Raw genomic sequence first — 13,533 nt, forward strand, 5'->3', positions numbered from 1 at the left:
AGCGAATTCACGCTGCCGAACAGGCCCAGCACGGTCGACCTCATGCGCCGACGGCTGAGCCGGGTTGCGCGGGCCGAACGGCCCGGTAGTGTGTATTGCTCCTGTCTCCACTATCACTCCGTCTGTCTATTTGTTTATCTGGCGTCGCCGCACGCTTTTGTGACATTAAAGTCATAAATGATAGTTTTGTCAATAGAGACATTTCAATCTATACTTGGGCATGAGCAAAGACTGGAACTCGTCATGGCGAACTCTTTGAACCGGCCTGCACCTAAGCGCGCCGGCCGTGTGACCCGCGTTTCCGCGGCTTCCGATTCCCCGGCTCCAGTTCCCGAGGAGCGCGAACCGCGCGGAGCGCGCCGCAAACGTGAGACGCGCGCGCGCCTCCTCGACGCAGCGCTCAGGCTCATGTCGGACAAGGGCATGGAGGGCGTTGCAATCAACGAAATCACCGAGGCCGCCGACGTGGGCTTCGGTTCGTTCTACAACCACTTCGAGTCGAAAGAAGCCATCTACGCGACGCTCGTCGACAACGTGTTCGAGGAGTTCGGCGACATGCTCGATCGCCTCACCGGCGGCCTGTCCGATCCGGCGGAAGTGATCTCCGTCTCCATGCGCCACACCTTGATGCGAGCGCGGCGCGATCCCGTCTGGGGACGTTTCCTGATACGCGAAGGTTTTTCGGCGCACATCCTGAGCCGTGGGTTGGGCCAGCGGCTATTGCGGGACATTGGAAATGGCATCGCCGCCAAGCGCTTCGTGGTCGCTGACCCCTTCATCGGCTTTCTTTCGGTGGGTGGTACGGTGCTTGCCGCAATCGCAGCCGAGTTGAATTTCGTCGCGCCTGGCGCGCCGGCGGCAGCGCTGCTCGACGAACTCGGCTTCAGCGGGGAACACTTTGCCGAGCGTACGGCAGCAACGCTTTTGCAAACACTCGGGCTCAAGCGCGCGGAGGCTGAGAAGATTTCGACGCGGGCGTTGCCGCTCATCGAAGCGGAAGTCGAGGCGGAATAAGGCGGACGCGAAAAAGGACTGTCAGGGGCGTCGGGTCACCCCGATCCCCGCTTCAGCATAGGCCATCAACGGGCAGGATGCCGGGCGTGTCACCGCTTGCCGGCTCCCGTGCAATGCTGATGTCATGCCAAGCTCGCGGAGGCCCCGCGCAATCTGCGTAGAGATTCGTTGCAACGCCTGCCGATGCCCATCTGCGATCGCATCATAGCCAGCTGAGACCGGCTGGCTGGCTATGCTGTGGCAGGTCATCGTTTCCTGACCATTTGACGGCTGTATGCTCCATACAGCTTCAATCAGTACGTGCGACCCAGGCCACGTCTCAAAGCGCTGCACTTGCACCGAAATGCGGTACAGCGGAACCTCGTCCGTGCGCGCCATCCCGTGCACGTCGAGCGCACCCGACTGCCGGGTCACCATTGCCAGCACTGCGGTGCGGATTTCATCCGGCAGCGGCGACGCCCAGCGATCGTCCTCCAGCACCTTGACCTGAGTGGCATTCACCTGAACGACAAATTGGCTCCTCGCCAGCGCGGAAGGCACTGTAACGGGCCGCATATCGATCAGAACGGCGGGGCTTGCCGTGCGATCCGCCGTGGGCAAACCGCCGCCGGCGTCGAGCGTGTAGAACCGGCTCGGCGGAGAACCACACGCCGCCAGAGCAGCGAGACTGATTGCCGCCGCCACACGAACGAAAGCGCGCAGCGAATAAGACTGAAGCAGAGTCACGGCCGGTCTCCTTTCTTGCCGAACAGAAGCGCCTGGGGATGACGTTCCAGATAATCCGCGAGTGCGTTGAGAGACTGCAGCGTACGGGTCAGTTCCTGCATCGCATCCTGCACATCCGATTGCAACGGCGCCGCCTGCTGAAGCGTCGCCTCAGCGGTTCCGAACGTCCGCTGCGCTGCCGCCAACGTATCCCGAGCCTGTGGAACAACCTCCGTATCCAGATGACCGAACAGCTTGTTGGCATTTTCCAGCGCGCCATTCAGGTTGGCGCCGATCTTGTCGAACGGCACCTGGTTCAGTTTCCTGGCAATGTCCGCGATCTGCACCTGCAGTTCGTCAAGCGTGTTAGGCACGGTCGGCAGTTCGATCGGGTTCTGATGCACATCCACGGTCGCACGCGGGGCTTTCGGGAACATGTCCAGCGCCACATAGAGTTGCCCGGTCAAAAGGTTGCCGGTTCGCAACTGGCCACGCAACCCTTCCATCACGAGGTGCTGAAGCAGCTCATGCCCACCTGGCGTGTTGGGGGCCGGTAGCGCCTCCCTGCTGCGCCGGCTGAGCCGGTCGGGATAAAGTGCCATCGAGACCTTCATGCTGAAACTCTTGTCCATTTCGCTGTATTCAATACCAATCTCCGTCACCTGACCCAATGCAATGCCGCGCAGGTCCACAGGTGCGCCAACGGACAATCCGCGCAGCGACTGGTTGAATCGCATCACCACATTGAGTGGTTGTCCGTCCGGCTCGCGCATCGCGTCCGACTCGTCCGCCGCGAGTCGAAACACCGCCTTGTCAGCGGCCTGTTGTCCGGCGTCCTGACCCGGCGGTGACTGAAACGCGAGACCTCCCACAACCACTGTGGCCAGTGACTGCGTGTTGATCTTGAGCCCGCTCGAGTCGAGCCGAAGATCGACACCGCTCGCATGCCACCAGCGAGTGTTCGTCCCGACATACTGATCGAATGGCGCATTGACGAAGACGTTCACGATCACGCCCGAGCCGTGCGGGTCGAGTGAAAAGCCGACCACCTGGCCCACCTGCACACGACGGTAAAAGACAGGTGCACCAATATCGACCGACCCCAACGAATCCCCTCGCAGCGTGTACTGGTGCCCCGGTTGGCCGCTGGTGACGATGGGAGGATTCTCGAGTCCGACAAACTCCGTCCGTCGCTCTGACGATTGCCCGATGTCGACGCCGATGTACGCACCGGAAAGCAAAGTACCGAGGCCCGAAATGCCGTTGGCCCCCACGCGCGGGCGGACCACCCAGAAACGCGTGCCTTGTGTCGCGAATTTTTCTGCCTCCCTGGTGAGTTGAATTTTCACCATCACTTGCTGGAGGTTTTTCGTCAGCGTAATGGCCTGAACGGAGCCGATTTCGACATCCTTGTACTTGACCTTCGTTTTGCCTGCCTCCATTCCGTCTGCGTTATTGAACGAAACCGTGACCACTGGCCCCTTTTCGGAAATGGATCGGGCTACCAGCGCAATGCCGATCAACGCCGAGATCAGGGGGACCAACCAGATCAACGAGGGAAGCCAGCGTTTTCGTGGTTTGATGTCGGGAAGGGGTAGATCAGGAAGATGCATCGCTAGAGAATAGTGTTGCTGATTTCAGTTTATGGGTGCGACGGAGCTACGAACCCGTGCGGATTCGACGTCCTCGGAATGCGGTTGTGCGCGACGGACGTTGTCCCAGGTGAGCCGTGGGTCGAACTGATGCGATGCCAGCATGGTGAGGATCACGACCGCCCCGAAAGCGAGCGCGCCCGGACCCGCGGTAACGAAGGCAAAGGAGCCGAAGTGCACCAGGGCAACCGTGAGTGCAACAACGAAGACATCGAGCATCGACCACCGGCCAACCCGCTCGACAATACGAAACAGCTTCGCGCGTTCGAGCGGGCGCCAGTCCGAACCCCGGCGAGCAGTCAAGGTCAGCAGTGCGAGAACCGTGAGTTTGAGCATTGGCACCATGACGCTCGCCACGAAGATAACGACCGCGAGCGGCCAGTCTCCCGAGCTCCAGAAGTAGCCGACGCCGCCGAGAATCGTGTCGTCCTCTGAGCGGCCGAGCGACGAGGCATGCATGATCGGCAAAAGATTCGCCGGAATATAGACGATCGCTGCGGCGACAAGCAGACTCAGCGAACGCGTCACACTGTGCGGACGGCGCTCGTGCAGCAGCGAGTCACAACGCGAACAGTGCTGATGCGGCTGATGCGCGATTGCCGTCTGAACCAGGCCGCAGGTATGACACGCGAGAAGTCCTGCATGTCTTGCCGAGACATCACCCGTGGCTCCTGTTTCCGGCGAGCCGGAGGTGTCACCCGGCACAACGCGGCTGTCACTCACGCTCGACCGGGCAATGTCGGCGCGCCGACGAATTTTCATTTCGTCGCAAACCTCCCACAACACGGCAGGGTCGAACGCGGCAACGATAGCCAGCATCACGGTCAATGCGCCGAATGCAAACAGGCCCGGCCCCGGAATCACCTGCGCGATGCTTACCATTTTCACGATCGTGATGAACACCCCGAGCATGAATACCTCGATCATTCCCCACGGTCGAACGAATTGAATGAGGCGAATGACCCGATTGAAGCCGGACGGCCGTTTACCCATCAGAACGGGAACCAGCAGGTAAAGAACGGCGAGCAACTCCGTCAGCGGAAACAGCATCGACGAACAGAACACCATGCATGCGACGACACGCATGTGTTCGCCCCACAGCGATTGCACTGCACCAAACAGCGTGGTCTGCGAGCCGATCCCGTTTGTCTCCAGCCGTAGTACCGGGAACGCCTGCGCAATCACAAAAGTAATCAACGCAGCGACGGTCAAAGCGCAGATCGTCTCGAGCGACGGACCACTGCGATGCAGTCCTTTGAAACCCGCACCGCACCGCTGACACCGTGCAACCAACCCACCCAGGCGCGGCGGCTTGCGGAAAAGGAGGTCACATTCGTGGCAGGCAATCAGGTTCCGATGTTCCATGCTGGGACGCGTCACTCTTTTGACGTCACGTGCTGCTGAGCAGACGGCAATTCGCCCATCGCCTGGAACAGTGTGACGGTATCGGTCATGCGCTGGCTTCCGGCGCGCACGGCGCCCAGCTGCGCAGTGAGAAATCGCTGCTCGCTGGCATACTGCGCCGTGGACGGCAAGGAACCGAGGCGGGCGCGCGACGCGGTTTCGTCGAAGGCCGCACGGGCTGCCTGCGCCGCTCGTTCGGTGGACGCCAGCGACTGCGCGTCGTTATCCAGCGCGGCAAGCGAATCCGCGACATCCTTGAATGCCGACAGAACCGTCGACTTGTAATGGAGAACCGCGGCGTCGTATGACTCGATCGAGGCCCTGCGCTGCGCGAACAACGCCCCACCATGAAAGATCGGTTGCGACAGACCCGCCCCGATCGCCCACAGTCCGCCCGCGCCTGAGAGCAGCATCGGCCAGCTAAAGCCACCGCGGCCCATCGCGGCTGTCAATGACAGGCTCGGAAAGAGCTGCGCGGTCGCGGCGCCAACGTCGGCCGCGGCCGCTTTCACCGCGGCGTCGGCCGCCAGAATGTCGGGGCGCGAACGCAAAAGATCCGATGGCACGGCGACCGGCACGTGGTCGGGCAAAGACAGGCTGTCGAGGTCGGGAACGGCCGGTGCGTCGTCCGGCGTACGCCCCATCAGCACCGCCAGCGCGTGGACGGCTGTGGCGCACTGCTGCCGCAAGGGCGGCAGACTGGCCGCGATCGACTCCGCGTCGTCCTTCGAGTTCAGCGCCTGCACGTGCGTGAGCGATCCGAGCGTGTAGCGTTGCTGGTCCTCATTCGCCGTTTCGCTCGCCACGGCAATGAGCCGTTCGGTGAGAGCGATCTGACGATCGAGCGCCGCCACATCGATCGCCGTGCCGACGATGTTCGCGGCGAGCGCACGCCGGGCCGCTTCGAGTTCATAGCCCTGCACGTTCACACGGGCGGCAGCCGCCGCGTTGGCGTAGCGCGTCGCACCGAAAAGGTCGAAGGTGTAATGCGCCTGAATCTGCCCGGCGAAAAAGTTGTACCGGACCTCGGTTGGACCAATACCGGGCACGACCGGTGAACGCGCCCGCTCGACCTGGGCGACGGCGTCGATCGAAGGCAGCGTGGACGAACCGACCTGCGCGCGCAATTCCTCTTGTGCGGCCAAAAGCGTGCGCTGCGTCGCCGCAAGCGTCGGGCTGTTGCGCAGACCTTCCTCGACCAGCGCATCGAGCGCGTCAGACCGGTACAGCCGCCACCATTGCGGCACTGCCGTCGAACCGATATCGAACTGCTGCGCGACGCCATTTGCCACGACCGTCCCGGACGGCTGCGCTTGCGCGCCGTAATGCGTTGGCGAAGGCATCACTGGGGGTTCGCCGCCGGGGCCGAACGAGCAAGCCGTTAGCGCGAGCGCCATAGCGACGGCGACAACGGATGTCTTATGGGCAAACTTCATCTTCAAATCTCCGTGTGCTCGACGACGACCGGCTGCATCCCGCGCTCGTCGCGCTGGACCCTGAAGCACGTCGCGTAGAGAGCCGGCAGGAAGAACACCGTCAGTAAGGTGGCGATCGTGATCCCGCCCATCAACGCGGTCGCCATGGGCCCGAAAAACGCCGAGCGCAGCAGCGGAATCAAGGCGAGCACGGCGGCGGCGGCCGTCAGCATGATCGGGCGGAAGCGCCGCACGGTCGCACCGACAATCGCGTCGAAGCGCCCATGCCCCGCCGCGATGTCCTGATCGATCTGATCGACCAGGATCACGGAGTTGCGCATGATGATGCCGAACATGGCGATCACGCCGAGCAACGCGACAAAGCCGAAGGGCTTGCCGAACAGCAGCAGCGCAGCCACGACGCCGATCAGCCCGAGCGGTGCGGTCAACACGACGATAAAGGTCCGCGAGAAGCTTTTTAGCTGGATCATCAACAAGGTCAGAACGGCGATGATCATGAGCGGCATCTCGGCGTTGATCGAGGTCTGGCCTTTCACGCTTTCTTCAACCGCACCGCCCACTTCGATGCGATAACCCACCGGCAATCTGGCTTGCTCGCCGGCAAGTGCGTGCTCGATATCGCGGGTCACGTCGATACCCTGCGCGTCGCCCCGAATGTCGGCCTGCACCGTGATCGTCGGCTGCCGGTCGCGCTGCCAGATCACACCGTATTCGAGCGTGTCCTTGATGTGTCCGAGGGAACCCAGCGGAACCGGACCGTTCGGAGTCGGCACCGCGAGGCTGGTGAGCTTCGAGGGATCGACGCGCTCGCCCTTGGGCGCACGCAGATCGACGTTGATCAGCTTGTCCCGCTCGCGAAATTGCGTGACCGTGTAGCCCGAGAGCGTCATGGCCAGGAAGTTCGATACGTCCTCCGACGTCACACCGAGCTGGCGCGCCCGGATCTGATCGACTTCGAACGAGATCGACCGTTCTGCCGGCTCGTCCCAATCGAACTGGACGTTGCGCGTGCGGAAATCGGCACGGGCCTTGTCGGCTACCGTTTCGGCAATGGAGCGCACGGTCGCGATATCGCTGCCGCTCACCCGGAACTTGATCGGGAAACCCACCGGCGGACCATTCTCGAGCCGCGCCACACGCGCACGCACGCCGGAGAAATCCTTCTCGAGTTTTGCATCGAGCCAGCGCATCAACTCGTCGCGATCTTCGACGCTCTTCGCGGTGACCACGAATTGCGCGAAGTTGGGCTGCTGGAGCTGCTGATCGAGCGGCAAATAAAAGCGCGGCGCGCCGGTGCCCACGAAGTCGACGAAATGGTCGATCTCGCGCTTGCCGTTGAGCGCCGATTCGAGGCGCTTCGTTTCACGCAGCGTCGCCTCGAACGAAGCGCCTTCCGGCAGGCGCAGGTCGACGAGCAGTTCGGGCCGTTCCGAGTTCGGAAAGAACTGTTGCGGCACGCGCGTGAACGCTGCCATCGCGATCACAAAAAGCACCCCGGTAACGCCAAGCACGGCCCAACGACGGTCGATACACCACGATACCCAGCCTGAAAGGCGCTGGTAGAAGCCGGTGTTGTAAACGTCGTGCTCGTGATGGTGGCCGCCGCCTTGGCCCTTGCGCTCGGGCAGCATGTGAAAGCCCAGCAATGGGACTAGCACGACAGCCGCGAACCAGGACACGATCAGCGCAATGGCGGACACTTCGAAAATCGACCGCGTGTATTCTCCCGTGCTCGATTTCGCGAGTGCGATCGGCAGGAAGCCCGATACCGTCACGAGCGTGCCGGTCAGCATGGGAAATGCCGTACTCGTGTACGCAAAGGCCGCCGCGCGCGTGCGAGTCCACCCCTGCTCCAGCTTCACGGCCATCGTTTCGACGGCAATGATCGCGTCGTCGACGAGCAGCCCCAGCGCGAGCACGAGTGTGCCAAGGGATACCTGGTCCAGCCCGATGTTGAACACATGCATGCACAGCGCCGTCACGGCGAGCACGATCGGAATCGAGATCACGACGACCATGCCGGTGCGCAGGCCGAGCGAAACCAGGCTCACGACCAGCACGATTGCTACCGCTTCGGCGACCGACCTGACGAACTCGTCCACTGAATGCTTGACCGCGTGAGGCATGCTCGAAACGGGAGCCAGCTTGAGTCCCGCCGGCATGGCGGCTTGCAGTTCGGCGGTTTTCGCGTCAAGCGCTTTGCCGAGGCTGACCACGTCGCCGCCCTTTTGCATCGTCACGCCAATGCCGAGCACCGCCTGCCCACCGACACGCATCTCGGTGACGCGCGGATCGTCGTAGCCACGCGTGATCTTTGCGATGTCGCCCAGCCGGAACTCGCGTTTGTTCACGGTGAGGAGCGTGTCTGCAAGCGCCTGCACGTCCTTTAACGCACCGCTCGGGCGCACGAACACCCGGTCGTCCGCCGTCGTGATGGTGCCGACCGGCGTCACCGTGTTCTGTGCGTCGATGGCCTGCGCGAGCTGCTGCGGCGTGATTGAGAGCCGAGTCAGTTGCGCATTCGATATTTCGACGAAGATGTGCTGGTCAGGATCGCCAAAGTAGTCGACCTTGGCGACACCGGGCACACGCAGAAGGACCGCGCGCAACTGATCCGCGTAGTCGTGCAGCTGCGCGGGCGTATAGCCGTCGCCTTCGAGCGCATAAATGTTCGTGTAGACGTCGCCGAACTCGTCGTTGAAAAACGGTCCAACCGTTCCCTTGGGCAGGGTCGCGGCAATGTCGCCCACTTTCTTGCGCACCTGGTACCAGGTTTCGGGCACTTCCTTGACCGGCGCCGAATCCTTCATTGCGAAGAAAATCATCGACTCGCCGGGCCGCGAGTAGCTCTTGATGTTGTCGACGTACGGCGCGGCCTGCAACTGCCGGCCGATCCGGTCCGTGATCTGTTCCTGCACCTCGCGGGCAGTTGCGCCCGGCCAGTAGGTCTTGACCACCATGGTACGGAACGTGAACGGCGGGTCTTCCGACTGGGCAAGCTTCGTATAGCCGATCACGCCGAACAGCGTCGCAAGCCCGATCAGAAATATCACGAGCTGCTGATGGCGCAACGCCCACGCGGACAGATTGAAACCGCCTTCGCTGCGTGCCTCGGCGTCAGGCGGGATGACGGGCGCGCTGTCGCGCGCGGTTTCACGGTCGCGGGCGTTCATGACGAAAAATCCTCCGGATGGAGCGGAGCCACGACCTGCACGTGCTGGTTCGCGCTCACCGCATGAACGCCTTGCATCACGACGCGGTCGCCTTCGTGAAGTCCGCCACTGACGGAGACGGTCCGCGCGTCGTAGCGCACGAGGCTGACGACGCGCAGTTCGAGAGTGTCGCTGCCCGCGCGCACCACCCATACAGCGGGGTTCTCGCCTTTGTGGAAAAGCGCCGTCACAGGCAGTGCGAACGGCGCCGCCTCCGGCACGCCGCTGGCGGCATCGAATGTGACATTGGCCGTCATGCCGACGCGGACTTCCGCGCTCGGCGCGGCTAGCGTGAGTTTCACGCGCCACGTGCGGCTTTGCAGGTCGGCGGCGGGCGATACCTCGCGCACGGTCGCCTCGAAGCTTTTGCCGGGCAGCGCGGACAGGCTCACGCGCGCCTTGCTGCCGACGGCTATCGCGCCAAGCGCCCGCTCCGGTGCGTCGCAGACGATGTCCACGCTGCCCGTCCAGTCGATGTGATAAACCGCCTGATCCGCCTGGACGTTCTGGCCGGTGTCCGCATCCTCCGACTTAATGACGCCGTCGTGATCCGCGGTGAGCGTGGCGTAGCGCAGGTGGTCGGAGGCGAGCGCCATTTGCGCGAGGGCCGAATCGCGCTGCGCAAGCGCGGTAGCGTACGCGTCTTCGGTCTGTTCCATCTGCGCCGGTGCAATCAGGTGTGCCTGGATCTGAGCCTGATCGCGATCGCGCTGCTGCCTGGCGTACACGAGACGATGTTCGGCGGCGTCCAGTTGCGCGCGGGCATTGACGAGGTTATTGCGCAGATCGGTGGGGTCGAGCAGCGCAACGATTTGCCCCGCCGTGACGGTATCGCCGAGATGAACCTTTCGTTCGATAACCTTGCCCCCAACTCTGAACGACAGTGGCGTGGAGTAGCGCGCCTCTACTTGAGCGGGCAATGAGGCAGTCGGAATGCTTGCGTCGGGATGAACCGCGAGCGCGACAACCGGTTTGGGCACCGGCGGCGCCACTTCACCGCGGTGGCAAGCCGAGAGCAGAATTGCACCACAAGCCGCAACGAGCAGACGCCCTCTGAACGGTGGCCTGGCGATGGAAGACAGGATGGGACGCACGAAATTCCGCGCGTTAAGACCGGATAGTTTCACGATGTTCACAAGGCAGGTGATAGTCCAGCAATGAAAAATAGGCGAGGCATAGGGAGACACGGCGCGTCCGGCGACATGCTTTTGCTCTATGTGTCAAGGACGATTCCATACGCCATTAACTTGGCATTCCTATCCGCCCATTCTGATACGAGCCGCTTGCAACTCTTCATACTTCGTCATCGCACGCGGGTGGATACCGTCGCTTCTCATTTCGTCTGCGCGGCTGCCGATTCTCTGGCTAAGGTGACATTAGACCCATGACTGATTATATTGTCAATCATGACGTATAATTCTAAAATATGACGATACCAAGACCTGGAGTCGAGATGCCTGATATCGCGAACCCCTGTGGAAACCCGCAGCGCGTGCAGACCTTGAGCGGCCCGGCTCAAGCGGTCGAAGGGCGCCAACCGCGCAGTACCCGCCGCAAGCGCGAAACCCGCACCCGCTTGCTCGACGCCGCACTGAGGCTGATGGCGGAAAGAGGAATGGATTCGGTGGCTATCAACGACATTACCGAGGCCGCCGACGTCGGTTTCGGCTCGTTCTACAACCACTTCGGGTCGAAGGAAGGGATCTTCACTGCACTCGTCGAATGGGTGTTCGAGGAATTCGCCGATACACTGGACCAACTGGCCTGCGACCTGTCCGACCCGGCCGAAATAGTCGCCGTCTCAGTGCGGCACACATTGATGCGCGCACGCCGTGAGCCGGTATGGGGGCGGCTGCTGATCCGCGAGGGATTGTCTGTGCATGCGCTGGGCTGGGGCCTCGGCCAACGATTGCTGCGCGATAGCCAAAGAGGCATTTCCGCGGAGCGCTTTGTCGTCCCTGACCATTTGGTGTGCGTTGTGTCGGTCACGGGCATCATCTTCGCGGCGATCGCCGCCGAGTTGCACTTTGCCGCATTGGTTACGCCGGCGGCCCGGCGGCAAAAAGCGTCTGGATTCGGCGAGCAGAACTTCGCGGAACGGGTAGCGGCGGTCGTGTTGCAGGTGCTTGGACTCAAGCGCGCGGAGGCGGAAAGAGTTGCGCGCCTGCCGTTACCCACGGGCAGGCCGGATACCAAGCGTGGCAGAGCAAAATCGCGCGTCCGCTGATCAAGCCCTGCTATCCCCCGTAAAACGCGCTCGCCAGATAACGGCCGCGGAGTTCGCGCAGGCCTACGGCCAGAATTGCGCTGGCTGGAAGCGCGAGCAGAACCCCAAAGAAACCGAAAAGCTGGTCGAATGCGAGCAAGGCGAAAATCACCGCGAGCGGATGCAGGCCAATGCGTTCGCCGACGAGGCGTGGCGTAAGAATGAAACTTTCGAGAATCTGGCCAATGCCGTACACGACCGCCACCGCGGCAACGCCATACCAACTGCCGAATTGCAGCAGCGCGGCAAGAAGCGCGAGCGCCAGTCCGGTCGCGAATCCGATGTACGGAATGAACACGGCGAGCCCGGTAAAGAGACCAATGGGCAGCGCGATCTCGAAGCCTGCGACCGTCAAAGCGATTGGATAAAACGTAGCGAGCGCCCCCATTACGAGCAGTTGGCCGCGCAGGTATTGCGACAGCATCTGGTCCATGTCTGTCAGGAACCTGCGCATTTTGCCCAGCCACGGTCGCGGCACGAAGCTTTCAAGGCGAGCAAATGCCTCGTGCCTGTCATAAAGCAGATAGAACAGAACGAGCGGCACCAACACGATGTTGCCCACGACAGTAATCATCATGTTGCCGCTCGTGCGCAGTGACTGCCACGCAGCCACTGCGATGGTTTGTTCGCTCGCCTTGAGGTGCGTCCTTAACATCTCGTGGACATGGCTCAAATCCAATGAATAGCTCAGGCCCAGCAGGGCCAGTTTGGGTTGTAACCACGCGTTGAGTGTGGCTGCCAGAGAAGGAATCCGCACGATCAGTTCGGGCCCCTCTTTATGGATCACGGCAAACACGAGCAGAACGAGCAACGTGGCCATCAAACCAAACAGGAGCATCATCACGAGCGCGGCGAGTCCGCGTGGCGTGCGATGGCGCACCAGCCATTCCACTCCGGGTTGAAGGACATATGCGATGAGCCCGCCAAGCAGGAACGGCGTGAGGACCGGACGCAAGATCCAAAGCAGGACGCCAGCCATCAAGGCGACCGCGCCCCATAGCAAGGCGTGGCGTTGATGCAGAGTCATAAGGGCAACGTGTTGGTGAATAAATCGGGTGTGCCAGTATCGGGATGTCGCCTGAAACGGGCGGACAGGCTCACTCCATTGGTGACGATATTATCACTATTGCGCGATTGATCACCACTGACATTTGTAACGAATTACACTAAAGCTCGCTGGTCGGCTTCTCCCGTGTGGCGCACTCCGGATGTTTTGGCACGCTTTATTTGACATTTTTATCAATTATGAGCTTGGCGCCATAGGTGCTTCACGCCGACCGCCAGCGGCGCCCAACCCGTTCATGGGACGCAAGTTAAATTTTTTGCAGGATTTCCTATGGTGTAACAATCCAGACCCCAATGCGGGCAACCGAAACCGCTAGACGGGATTGCCCGTCAGCACGCCCCAGATCATCACCTCGGGCGTCGCCTGGCGCTGAGCCATCGCCGCTATTGCGGCGACTCGGGTGCATCGTCAGTTGACGCTGAATGGGGACACCACCGCCGTTCTCACCGCGCTTGCCGCAGGCCCGGTCGAAGCAGGCGGCACCCAGCGATACACCACGATGCTTGAGTCGTTGTAGTTGTCCTTCGTGACTTCATATTCGCCCGTCGACCGCCGATACGCACGAAGTCCATACATCGAGTCCGCGTCGTTGCCGACGTCGACCATGTTTGGATTGCTATTGACGAGCGTGACGTCGAGCTGTCCGGTCGTGAGGTTAAACGCATCCACGTTAGGCACGGTATGTACGTAGCCGACAAACAGATAATTGCCGGTGGCCACAATCGACTTCGGATTCGCGCCAGTAATGTTGATCACCGGGTTCGGCGTGGTCCTGTTG

At 61.8% G+C, this 13,533-nt stretch carries 9 protein-coding genes and 1 pseudogene; 2 read left to right on the forward strand and 8 right to left on the reverse strand.

From position 1 onward, the window contains the following. The first annotated feature begins 243 nt into the window (after positions 1–243). Positions 244–1,014 carry a TetR/AcrR family transcriptional regulator gene (locus tag P0D68_RS02695; protein ID WP_091806870.1) on the forward strand — a complete coding sequence of 257 codons (771 nt, stop codon included), beginning with the start codon at positions 244–246 and terminating at the stop codon, positions 1,012–1,014. Between the two features lie 21 nt (positions 1,015–1,035). Here P0D68_RS02695 and P0D68_RS02700 read toward each other — a convergent pair whose 3' ends face one another. Genes P0D68_RS02700 through P0D68_RS02725 form a run of 6 tightly spaced genes read right to left on the reverse strand, consistent with a single transcriptional unit; the run spans position 1,036 to position 10,517 of the window. Then, positions 1,036–1,740, reverse strand: a complete 705-nt coding sequence (locus tag P0D68_RS02700; protein WP_408185494.1) for a PqiC family protein — start codon at positions 1,738–1,740, stop codon at positions 1,036–1,038. Beyond that, a complete protein-coding gene (locus P0D68_RS02705) occupies positions 1,737–3,332 on the reverse strand; it encodes a PqiB family protein (RefSeq protein WP_408300199.1) in 1,596 nt (531 codons plus the stop codon). The genes P0D68_RS02700 and P0D68_RS02705 overlap by 4 nt, the downstream gene beginning before the upstream one ends. Before the next feature lie 24 nt (positions 3,333–3,356). Beyond that, entirely contained in the window at positions 3,357–4,736 is a 1,380-nt protein-coding gene (locus P0D68_RS02710; RefSeq protein ID WP_091806863.1) for a paraquat-inducible protein A, read from the reverse strand. Positions 4,737–4,747: 11 nt separating this feature from the next. Beyond that, on the reverse strand, positions 4,748–6,211 hold the full coding sequence (locus P0D68_RS02715) for an efflux transporter outer membrane subunit (RefSeq protein ID WP_408300201.1): 1,464 nt from the start codon (positions 6,209–6,211) through the stop codon (positions 4,748–4,750). Positions 6,212–6,213: 2 nt separating this feature from the next. Beyond that, positions 6,214–9,384: an efflux RND transporter permease subunit gene (locus tag P0D68_RS02720; RefSeq protein WP_408300203.1), complete on the reverse strand. Its 3,171-nt coding sequence runs from the start codon at positions 9,382–9,384 to the stop codon at positions 6,214–6,216. Next, positions 9,381–10,517, reverse strand: coding sequence for an efflux RND transporter periplasmic adaptor subunit (locus P0D68_RS02725; protein ID WP_408300222.1), 1,137 nt, complete (start codon positions 10,515–10,517; stop codon positions 9,381–9,383). Before P0D68_RS02725 ends, P0D68_RS02720 begins: the two co-directional genes overlap by 4 nt. Positions 10,518–10,876: 359 nt before the next feature. Here P0D68_RS02725 and P0D68_RS02730 point away from each other — a divergent pair, with 359 nt between their 5' ends. After that, positions 10,877–11,650: a TetR/AcrR family transcriptional regulator gene (locus tag P0D68_RS02730; RefSeq protein ID WP_408185488.1), complete on the forward strand. Its 774-nt coding sequence runs from the start codon at positions 10,877–10,879 to the stop codon at positions 11,648–11,650. Between the two features lie 10 nt (positions 11,651–11,660). Here the strand turns inward: P0D68_RS02730 and P0D68_RS02735 are convergent, their stop codons facing one another. Next, positions 11,661–12,716, reverse strand: a complete 1,056-nt coding sequence (locus tag P0D68_RS02735; protein ID WP_408185487.1) for an AI-2E family transporter — start codon at positions 12,714–12,716, stop codon at positions 11,661–11,663. 447 nt (positions 12,717–13,163) lie between these two features. Then, positions 13,164–13,533: pseudogene (locus P0D68_RS02740) on the reverse strand (SMP-30/gluconolaconase/LRE-like region family protein); the annotation flags it as partial.

Source organism: Paraburkholderia sp. RL17-380-BIE-A (assembly GCF_046028085.1).
Lineage (GTDB): Bacteria > Pseudomonadota > Gammaproteobacteria > Burkholderiales > Burkholderiaceae > Paraburkholderia.

Bases quoted from the DNA above. Each gene is read 5' to 3' on its own strand.
- P0D68_RS02715 (WP_408300201.1), bottom strand. From the start codon at position 6,211: ATGAAGTTTGCCCATAAGACATCCGTTGTCGCCGTCGCTATGGCGCTC.
- P0D68_RS02730 (WP_408185488.1), top strand. From the start codon at position 10,877: ATGCCTGATATCGCGAACCCCTGTGGAAACCCGCAGCGCGTGCAGACC.
- P0D68_RS02710 (WP_091806863.1), bottom strand. From the start codon at position 4,736: ATGGAACATCGGAACCTGATTGCCTGCCACGAATGTGACCTCCTTTTC.
- P0D68_RS02735 (WP_408185487.1), bottom strand. From the start codon at position 12,716: ATGACTCTGCATCAACGCCACGCCTTGCTATGGGGCGCGGTCGCCTTG.
- P0D68_RS02705 (WP_408300199.1), bottom strand. From the start codon at position 3,332: ATGCATCTTCCTGATCTACCCCTTCCCGACATCAAACCACGAAAACGC.
- P0D68_RS02695 (WP_091806870.1), top strand. From the start codon at position 244: ATGGCGAACTCTTTGAACCGGCCTGCACCTAAGCGCGCCGGCCGTGTG.
- P0D68_RS02720 (WP_408300203.1), bottom strand. From the start codon at position 9,384: ATGAACGCCCGCGACCGTGAAACCGCGCGCGACAGCGCGCCCGTCATC.